Here is a 3275-nt window from a genome sequence, read left to right as displayed (position 1 = left end):
ACGGTCAGGGCACCGGCCCGGCACACCACCATGTCGGCCCAACCATAGGCTTGAGCCATGTCCTTGATGAAAGGCTCTACCTGAGCCGCGACGCCCACCTCGTGATAACGCTCGGCGGTGATCGGCGCGTGTTGCTTGCCGGCCTGGTGGAACACCTCTGGCCGCACGGCGGCGGGCACTTCGGACAGGGCCTTAGGCAACAATTTGTTCAATGGTTCCGCACCCAGGCTGCCGCCCAGCACCAACAGGCGTGCACGGCGTTCGGCAAGGGGCGCGCGTTGAGCGTCCATGAACAGCTCCGGGCGCACCGGGTTGCCAGTGGTGCGACGTTTGTCGCTGGCCTCGAAGGTGTTCGGGAAAGCTTCGCAGACCCGCGCCGAGAGCGGCACCAGCAACCGATTGGCGGTTCCGGCCCGGGCGTTCTGTTCGTGAATCACCAGCGGTACGCCGCACAGCCGCGCGGCCACGCCGCCGGGGCCGGTCACGTAGCCGCCAAAGCCCAGTACGCATACCGGCTTGAGCTGGCGAATGATGCGTCGCGCCTGCAGCACGGCCTTGACCAGGGTGAAGGGCGCCTTGAGCAACGACAGCTTGCCCTTGCCGCGCAGGCCGCTGACCTGGATCAGGTGCAATGGCAGGCCAGCCTGGGGCACCAGCTCGTTCTCGATGCCACGCGGGGTGCCCAGCCAGTGCACGCTGTAGCCACGCGCCTGGAACTCACGGGCGCAGGCCAGGGCCGGGAACACGTGGCCCCCGGTGCCGCCCGCCATGATCAGTACGTTCTTGCCGTCAGCGGCCATGATTGGTCTCCTCGGCAAAATCGCTTTCGCTGAATTCGTGTTCCTCGCTGCCCAGGTGCGTGCGGCTTTCCCACTCGATGCGCAACAACAGCCCCACACAGGCGCAGCAGATCACCAGCGAGCTGCCCCCGTAGCTGAGGAACGGCAGGGTCAGGCCCTTGGTCGGCAGCAGGCCGACGTTCACGCCGATGTTGATCAGGAACTGGCCGATCCACAGGAAAGCCAGGCCGAATGCCATGTAGGCGGCAAAGAACTGCTTGGCCTTCTCGGCCCACAGGCCGATGTACAGCGCGCGCACGGTGACGAACACGAACAGCGCGATGGTCACCAGCGAGCCGACCACGCCAAGCTCCTCGGCCAGTACCGAGAACACGAAGTCGGTGTGCGCTTCGGGCAGGTAGAACTGCTTCTGCACGCTGTTGCCCAGGCCAACGCCCAGCCACTCGCCACGGCCGAACGCGATCAGTGCCTGGGTCAGCTGGTAGCCCGAACCGAACTGGTCGGACCAGGGGTCGGTAAAGGTGATAAGCCGCGCCATCCGGTAGGGCTGTGCCTGGACCAGCACGAATACCGCCACCACGGCCAGCACCACCATCAGGCTGAAGCGGAACAGCCCCACCCCGCCAAGGAACAGCATGGCCGCGGCCGCGCCCATCATCACTACGGTGGCGCCGAAGTCCGGCTCCATCAGCAGCAGGCCGGCCATGGGCAGCAGCACGATGAACGGCTTGAAGAAGCCCATCCAGCTTTCACGCACCTCGGTCTGCCGGCGTACCAGGTAACCCGCCAGGTAGATGACCACGAACACCTTGGCAATTTCCGAAGGCTGCACGTTGAAGAAGCTGAAGCCGATCCAGCGCATGGAGCCGTTCACTTCACGGCCGATACCCGGCACCAGCACCAGCACCAGCAGGCCGAAGGCGCCCAGCAGCATCATGAAGCCCATGCGCTGCCAGGTGGCGATCGGCACCAGCATGGTCGCGCCACAGGCGACCAGGCCGATGGCCACGTACACCAGGTGGCGGAACATGTGGTAAAGCGGGTTGCCCGACTGCACCGCAGCCACTTCCGATGACGCCGAGGTGATCATCACCAGGCCCAGGCCCAGCAACGCCAGGCAGCCGGCGAGCATGGCGAAGTCCAGGTCGATGCCACGGCCGCTGATCAGCGGCGACGGATAAGGCTTGAGGATGCCGAAGATCATGCAAGACCTCCCGCTGCCTGGGCGAACAGGCGCCCGCGTTCCTCGAAGTTCTTGAACATGTCGAGGCTGGCGCACGCTGGCGACAGCAGCACGGCATCGCCTGGCTGGGCCAGCGCGGCGCATTGCTGCACGGCATCGTCCAGGGTCTTGACGCGAACCAGTGGCACACCCTCGCCAAGCGCCTCGGCCAGGCGCTCGGCATCGCGGCCGAGCAACACCACGGCGCGGCAGAAGCGCTGCACCGGCCCGCGCAGGGCGGCAAAGTCGGCGCCCTTGCCATCACCGCCGGCGATCAGCACCAGCTTGCCTTCGATGTCGGCACCCAGGCCCTCGATGGCGGCCAAGGCAGCACCCACGTTGGTGGCCTTGGAATCGTCGTACCAATTGACGCTGTTGCGCTCGCGCACCCACTGGCAGCGGTGGGCCAGGCCACCGAACTCGCGCAGGGCTTCGAGCATGGGTTCGAACGGCAGGCCGGCCGCGTGACCCAAGGCCAGCGCCGCCAGGGCGTTGCTCTGGTTGTGGGCACCGCGAACCTTCAGCTCGCGCGCGGGCATCAGGGCCTGGAACTCGAACGCCAGGTATTTTTCGCCGTCCACTTCACGCAGGCCGAAGGCCTTGAAGTCCGGCTGATTGAGACCGAAGGTCCAGCAGGGGATGCCTTCTACCGGCAGTGGCCGGCTGAGGGCGTCCTGGCGGTTGACCACGACCTGGCGGGCGCCGCGGAAAATCCGGTGCTTGGCCAGGTGATAGGCTGGCAGGCCGCTGTAGCGGTCCATGTGGTCTTCGCTGATGTTCAGCACGGTGGCCACTTCGGCGTTGAGCTGGTCGGTGGTTTCCAGCTGGAAGCTGGACAGTTCCATCACGTACAACTCGACGTCATCGGCCAGCAGGTCCAGCGCCGGGGTGCCGAGGTTGCCCCCCACCGCCACACGCTTGCCAGCCTTGGCGGCCATTTCGCCGACCAGGGTGGTGACGGTGCTCTTGGCATTGGAACCGCTGATGGCAATGATCGGCGCCTTGGCGTGACGGGCGAACAGCTCGATATCGCCAGACAGCTTCACGCCACGCGCCGCCGCCTGCTGCAGGGCCGGGGTGGCCAGGGCCAGGCCGGGGCTCACGTACAGCTCGTTGGCGCGGCAAAGGAAGTCGACGTCCAGCTCGCCACAGCGCACTTCCACCTGCGGGTAGTCACGGCGCAGGGTGTCCAGTTCCGGCGGTTGCTCGCGGGTGTCGGCGACCGCAAAGGCAATGCCCCGGCTCGCCAGGAA

Annotated in this window: 3 protein-coding genes; all 3 read right to left on the bottom strand. The window is 66.4% G+C overall.

What is annotated here, in order from left to right:
* On the bottom strand, positions 1-800 hold an 800-nt coding region (gene murG, locus HP546_RS28045; protein WP_172232415.1), incomplete at its 3' end, for an undecaprenyldiphospho-muramoylpentapeptide beta-N-acetylglucosaminyltransferase.
* Complete coding sequence (gene ftsW, locus HP546_RS28040; RefSeq protein ID WP_218584640.1) at positions 790-2004, bottom strand: putative lipid II flippase FtsW; 1215 nt, start codon at positions 2002-2004, stop codon at positions 790-792. The genes murG and ftsW, both read right to left, overlap by 11 nt.
* Positions 2001-3275, bottom strand: a 1275-nt coding sequence (gene murD / locus HP546_RS28035) for a UDP-N-acetylmuramoyl-L-alanine--D-glutamate ligase (RefSeq protein ID WP_172232412.1), incomplete at its 5' end; no start/stop codon positions are given. The genes murD and ftsW, both read right to left, overlap by 4 nt.

Origin of the sequence: Pseudomonas sp. CM25 (assembly GCF_013179705.1) — a bacterium.
Lineage (GTDB): Bacteria > Pseudomonadota > Gammaproteobacteria > Pseudomonadales > Pseudomonadaceae > Aquipseudomonas.
The sequence above is the reverse complement of the archived record's forward strand: the minus strand, read 5'-3'. Positions and strand labels throughout refer to the sequence as shown.